At 57.4% G+C, this 3,990-nt stretch carries 5 protein-coding genes; 2 read left to right on the top strand and 3 right to left on the bottom strand.

Annotation, left to right across the window (positions count from 1 at the left end):
• The 3 genes from QZ638_RS22770 to QZ638_RS22760 all read right to left on the bottom strand — a co-directional run.
• The coding region (locus QZ638_RS22770; protein WP_295814941.1) for an NAD(P)-dependent oxidoreductase at positions 1-592 on the bottom strand (592 nt) is incomplete at its 3' end.
• A 48-nt stretch (positions 593-640) separates the two neighbouring features.
• Entirely contained in the window at positions 641-1,660 is a 1,020-nt protein-coding gene (locus QZ638_RS22765; RefSeq protein ID WP_295814946.1) for a LacI family DNA-binding transcriptional regulator, read from the bottom strand.
• A 322-nt stretch (positions 1,661-1,982) separates the two neighbouring features.
• Positions 1,983-2,456 (bottom strand): MarR family transcriptional regulator, encoded by a 474-nt coding sequence (locus tag QZ638_RS22760; RefSeq protein ID WP_295814943.1) that lies wholly within the window; start codon positions 2,454-2,456, stop codon positions 1,983-1,985.
• A 171-nt stretch (positions 2,457-2,627) separates the two neighbouring features.
• Here QZ638_RS22760 and QZ638_RS22755 point away from each other — a divergent pair, with 171 nt between their 5' ends.
• Both QZ638_RS22755 and QZ638_RS22750 read left to right on the top strand, forming a co-directional pair.
• Positions 2,628-3,392 carry a creatininase family protein gene (locus QZ638_RS22755; RefSeq protein WP_295814938.1) on the top strand — a complete coding sequence of 255 codons (765 nt, stop codon included), beginning with the start codon at positions 2,628-2,630 and terminating at the stop codon, positions 3,390-3,392.
• A gap of 83 nt (positions 3,393-3,475) precedes the next feature.
• Positions 3,476-3,990: GTP-binding protein (locus tag QZ638_RS22750; RefSeq protein WP_295814936.1), on the top strand; the 515-nt coding region annotated here is incomplete at its 3' end.

Genomic DNA, 3,990 nt, shown 5'->3' with positions numbered 1-3,990 from the left:
CCGCCGCAGCGAGCCCCGGAAGCGTGTCGTGATATGTATAGGGTACGTCATGCAACTGCCGGCGATTGTGATAGGCAATCGGCAGGCCGAACGCTGCAAGGCGTTGTGCGATGGCACGGCCGATCCGACCCATGCCGAAAATGCCGACCGTTCGCCCACGCAACGAACCACGTGAGAAGGGATAGGCCCCGTCGCGCTCCCACCGCCCGTCGCGCAGCCATTGCTCGGCGCGGGGCAGCTCACGCACCGTGTTCAAAAGGAGCCCCACCGCGGTGTCGGCCACTTCATCGGTCAGGACGTCCGGCGTGTTGGTCACCATGACATTGCGCCGACCGGCATGCGCCGCATCGACGGCATCGTAACCGACGCCGAAGTTTGCCACGATCTCAAGATTGGGCAAGGCGTCGATGAATGCCGCGTCGATAACCGTCATTGCCGCCATGCCACGAACCTTCGCGGCGGTCTCATTCGTCACCAGAGCCGGATCGGCCTTGTCGAGAGATATCAACTCGAAACGCGCGGCGATGCGCTCACGCGCATGAGGATGCAGGTGTCCGGGCACCAGAATGGCGATGTTCCGTGTCTCGACCAAAATAAATCTCCCGATTGAACAAGCTGGCAAACGATGCGGCTGACAGAGTCAGCGCTCGACAGGTTTTCCGGTTGATTGGCGCACATGCAATTCAGGCTTGATGAGTTCCTGGGCCGGGTTCACATCCGCACCGTTCAACCTGTCGAGCAGAACCCGTGCCGCCCGGCGCCCCACATCGCGCTGACCGTTCCAGACGGTGGTCAGCGCCGGCGTGGCGATGGCCGCCTCTTCAAGATCGTCATAGCCGGTTACGGAGATATCCACACCCGGAACCAGACCGGCGCGGGCGATCCCGTTCATCAGACCGATCGCCACGAGGTCGTTCCAGCAGACCGCCGCCGTGGGCTTGTCTTTCAAGGCAAGGAACGCTCCGGCAATCTCGAACCCGGCCTGTTTGGTGCGTGGCCCCGGAAACCGCCATTGCGGTTTAATCTCGAGCCCGGCCTTGCCCATGGCATCCACATATCCCTGATAACGATCGCGGCCGGTCGATGTCTGGTCGGTACCACCGATCATTGCAATGCGTGTATGGCCGAGCGAGATCAGATGATTGGTCGCGAGACCCGTACCGTATGCATCGTCACCGCGGAACACCGGGACGCGCGCACCTTCGACAGACCGAGCGATAAGCACCGTCGGCAAACCGTTTTCCTCGACAAGGCGAATGTCCTGCGGCGGCGTGCCGATGGCCGGTGACATGATAACCCCATCAGCACCCAATTGCAGAAGCGTGTCGATGAACGTGCGTTGCTTTTCCAATTGATCGTAGTGGTTCGACAAGAGAAACGTCTGCCTCGATCGGTCAAGCTCACTTTCGATCGACCGTAGGATTTCGGCGAAAAAGGGATTCATGATGTCGTGCACCACGACGCCGATGATACCCGACCGCGATGTCCGCAAACTGGCTGCGCGGCGATTGTAGATATAACCGATCTCGCGCGCATGTTCCTTGATCCGCTGACGCGTCGCATCAGCCACAAGCGGACTGTCGCGCAATGCGAGAGAAACGGTGGCCGTGGATACACCAAGCGCCTCGGCTATGGTGGAAAGCTTGATCTTCTGCGCCAGCCTGAATCCCCCCGCTGCGGATGACCGTTATTATCGGGCACGGCTATTTTAAGCCATCTCTCCCGCTCACAATGCCACGGGTGTCGGTGCAACCCGCCTTAAACTGTTTAAGACTGCTTACGCCAACGATAGTGGGAAGGTCAATCACGCGGCGCACCCGTAAGAACGCTCTGGGGTAGGATCAGTCATGCTTTCGTGAGGGACGACAGCCTGAACGATTTACGTTCCGCGCATCGAACGATCGGATGGGATCGTTTGGCATCGCATGGATGCGGCGACAGCAAAGGGCAGGACTTTTTCTTTCTGTCAGAGTGCCGGCGAACTAACTGTCAGCTTCGGCGATCTCATCGTCAGCGTCGTTGAAACCCACACCGTTCAGATTGGCTTCAACCTTGGAAAGGAGGCGGGTCAACACCTTTTGCTCTTTCTTGTCAAATCCCTTTAAGGCCGCCTTCTCGGTCTTGCGGACGGATTTCTCGATCGAGCGAATGGCTTGTTCCCCCTCGCTGGTGAGAAAAACATACGCTCGACGCCCATCATCCTCGGATAATCGTTTCTCCAGAAAACCCTGGTTGGTGAGCCGGTTGATGGTTTTGGTAATGGTCGGCGGGCGAACGCCCAATAAGGCGGCAAGTTGGCTCGGTGTCTGTCCATTCTCCACCGATAACGCCAACATGATCTTGTCCTGCCCCGCATAAAGCCCATGCTCCAAGAGCCGCTCGGCCAGGGCGGTGCGTGAAAGCCGGGCGGTCGATTGTAACAAGCCGATCGTCGCGCCCCTTACAGCTTTGGCCATAAAAACTCCCCTTTTGACATTCCGAACGATGAGATAAACACCCCGTGAACAAAATAGCTCCAACCAAGCCCATTGCAACCATAGATTGCCCTTGTTTAGACAAATAAGCATACAGTACTTTCTGGTAAGAAGTATGATCGATCATTGTCTTGTTACACAGAAACGCAGACCATGAAGACAGAAGACAATACAGCCGCCTCTGGCGAAAAAATTGCTGTTCTGCCTATAGGAGCAACCGAACAACACGGCCCTCATCTGCCGCCTGATACCGATTGGATTATCGCGCAAGGCATTGTAGAGGCAGCGAAAAAAGAACTTCCGACAAACCTCGGTATCGTTTTTCTTCCGGTCGAAAAGGTCGGCTACTCGATAGAGCATTCCGACTCTTCACAGACGCAAAGCCTAGCGTATCATGAAGCGGCGAGCCGCTGGATCGACATCGGAGCCGCACAACACAATGCCGGCATACGCAAGTTTGTCATACTCAACGCCCACGGTGGAAACTCTCCCTTGCTCACGATCGTGGCGACCGAACTGCGTGCGCGATTCGGCATGCTGGCAGTCGCCACAAGTTGGACGCGATTCGGATATCCTCAGGGCCTTGTCTCAGTGGAAGAACGCGCTCTTGGCATTCATGGCGGTTTCATCGAAACCTCGGTCATGCTCGCCCTGCGACCCGATCTGGTCGATATGGAAAAGGCAGCCGATTTCAAGTCGGCCCAAGCCGGTTTTCAGCGCGATTTCACTCATTTGCGCGCCTACGGTCCCCATGCCTTTGGCTGGATGATGCGCGACCTGGCACCGGAAGGCGTTACTGGCAACGCTGCCGCAGCCAACGCGGAGGCCGGAAAGCAAATTATCCAGCACAGCGCAACCGGCTTTGTCGACCTGCTCATCGACGTCAACCGCTTCGATCTTTCCCATTTCGAGAACTGACCGTGCAATTCGAGAACTGACCGTGCAATCGTGAATGCGCGGACTTATATAGTCGAGAAACCGTTCCAGTCCTGCGAGAAATCATGTCCGACGTGCAAACCGAGACACCCAGCGAAACCAAGCCGACACAGATCCCGGTCACGGTGCTGACCGGCTATCTCGGCTCCGGCAAAACCACACTTTTAAATCGCATTCTCACCGAAGATCACGGCAAGCGTTACGCCGTGATCGTCAACGAGTTCGGTGAGATCGGCATAGACAACGATCTGATCGTCGAATCCGACGAGGAAATCTACGAGATGAACAATGGCTGCGTGTGCTGCACGGTGCGTGGCGATCTTGTGCGTGTGGTGGAGGGGCTGACGCGGCGTTCTGGACGGTTCGACGCGATCGTGGTGGAAACCACGGGTCTGGCCGACCCGGCTCCGGTCGCACAGACCTTTTTTATGGACGACGACGTGCGCGCCAAGACGCGGCTGGACGCCGTGGTCGCGCTGGTCGATGCCAAGCACCTGCCACTGCGCTTGAAAGACTCAAACGAGGCCGAGGATCAGATCGCCTTTGCGGACGTCGTGATCCTCAACAAGACTGACCTCGT

The organism is uncultured Nitratireductor sp., assembly GCF_913053745.1.
GTDB lineage: Bacteria > Pseudomonadota > Alphaproteobacteria > Rhizobiales > Rhizobiaceae > Nitratireductor.
The sequence above is the reverse complement of the archived record's forward strand: the minus strand, read 5'-3'. Positions and strand labels throughout refer to the sequence as shown.

What these genes read in the sequence shown, in the direction of transcription:
- QZ638_RS22760 (WP_295814943.1), bottom strand. Translation starts at nt 2,456, where the DNA reads ATGGCCAAAGCTGTAAGGGGCGCGACGATCGGCTTGTTACAATCGACC.
- QZ638_RS22755 (WP_295814938.1), top strand. Translation starts at nt 2,628, where the DNA reads ATGAAGACAGAAGACAATACAGCCGCCTCTGGCGAAAAAATTGCTGTT.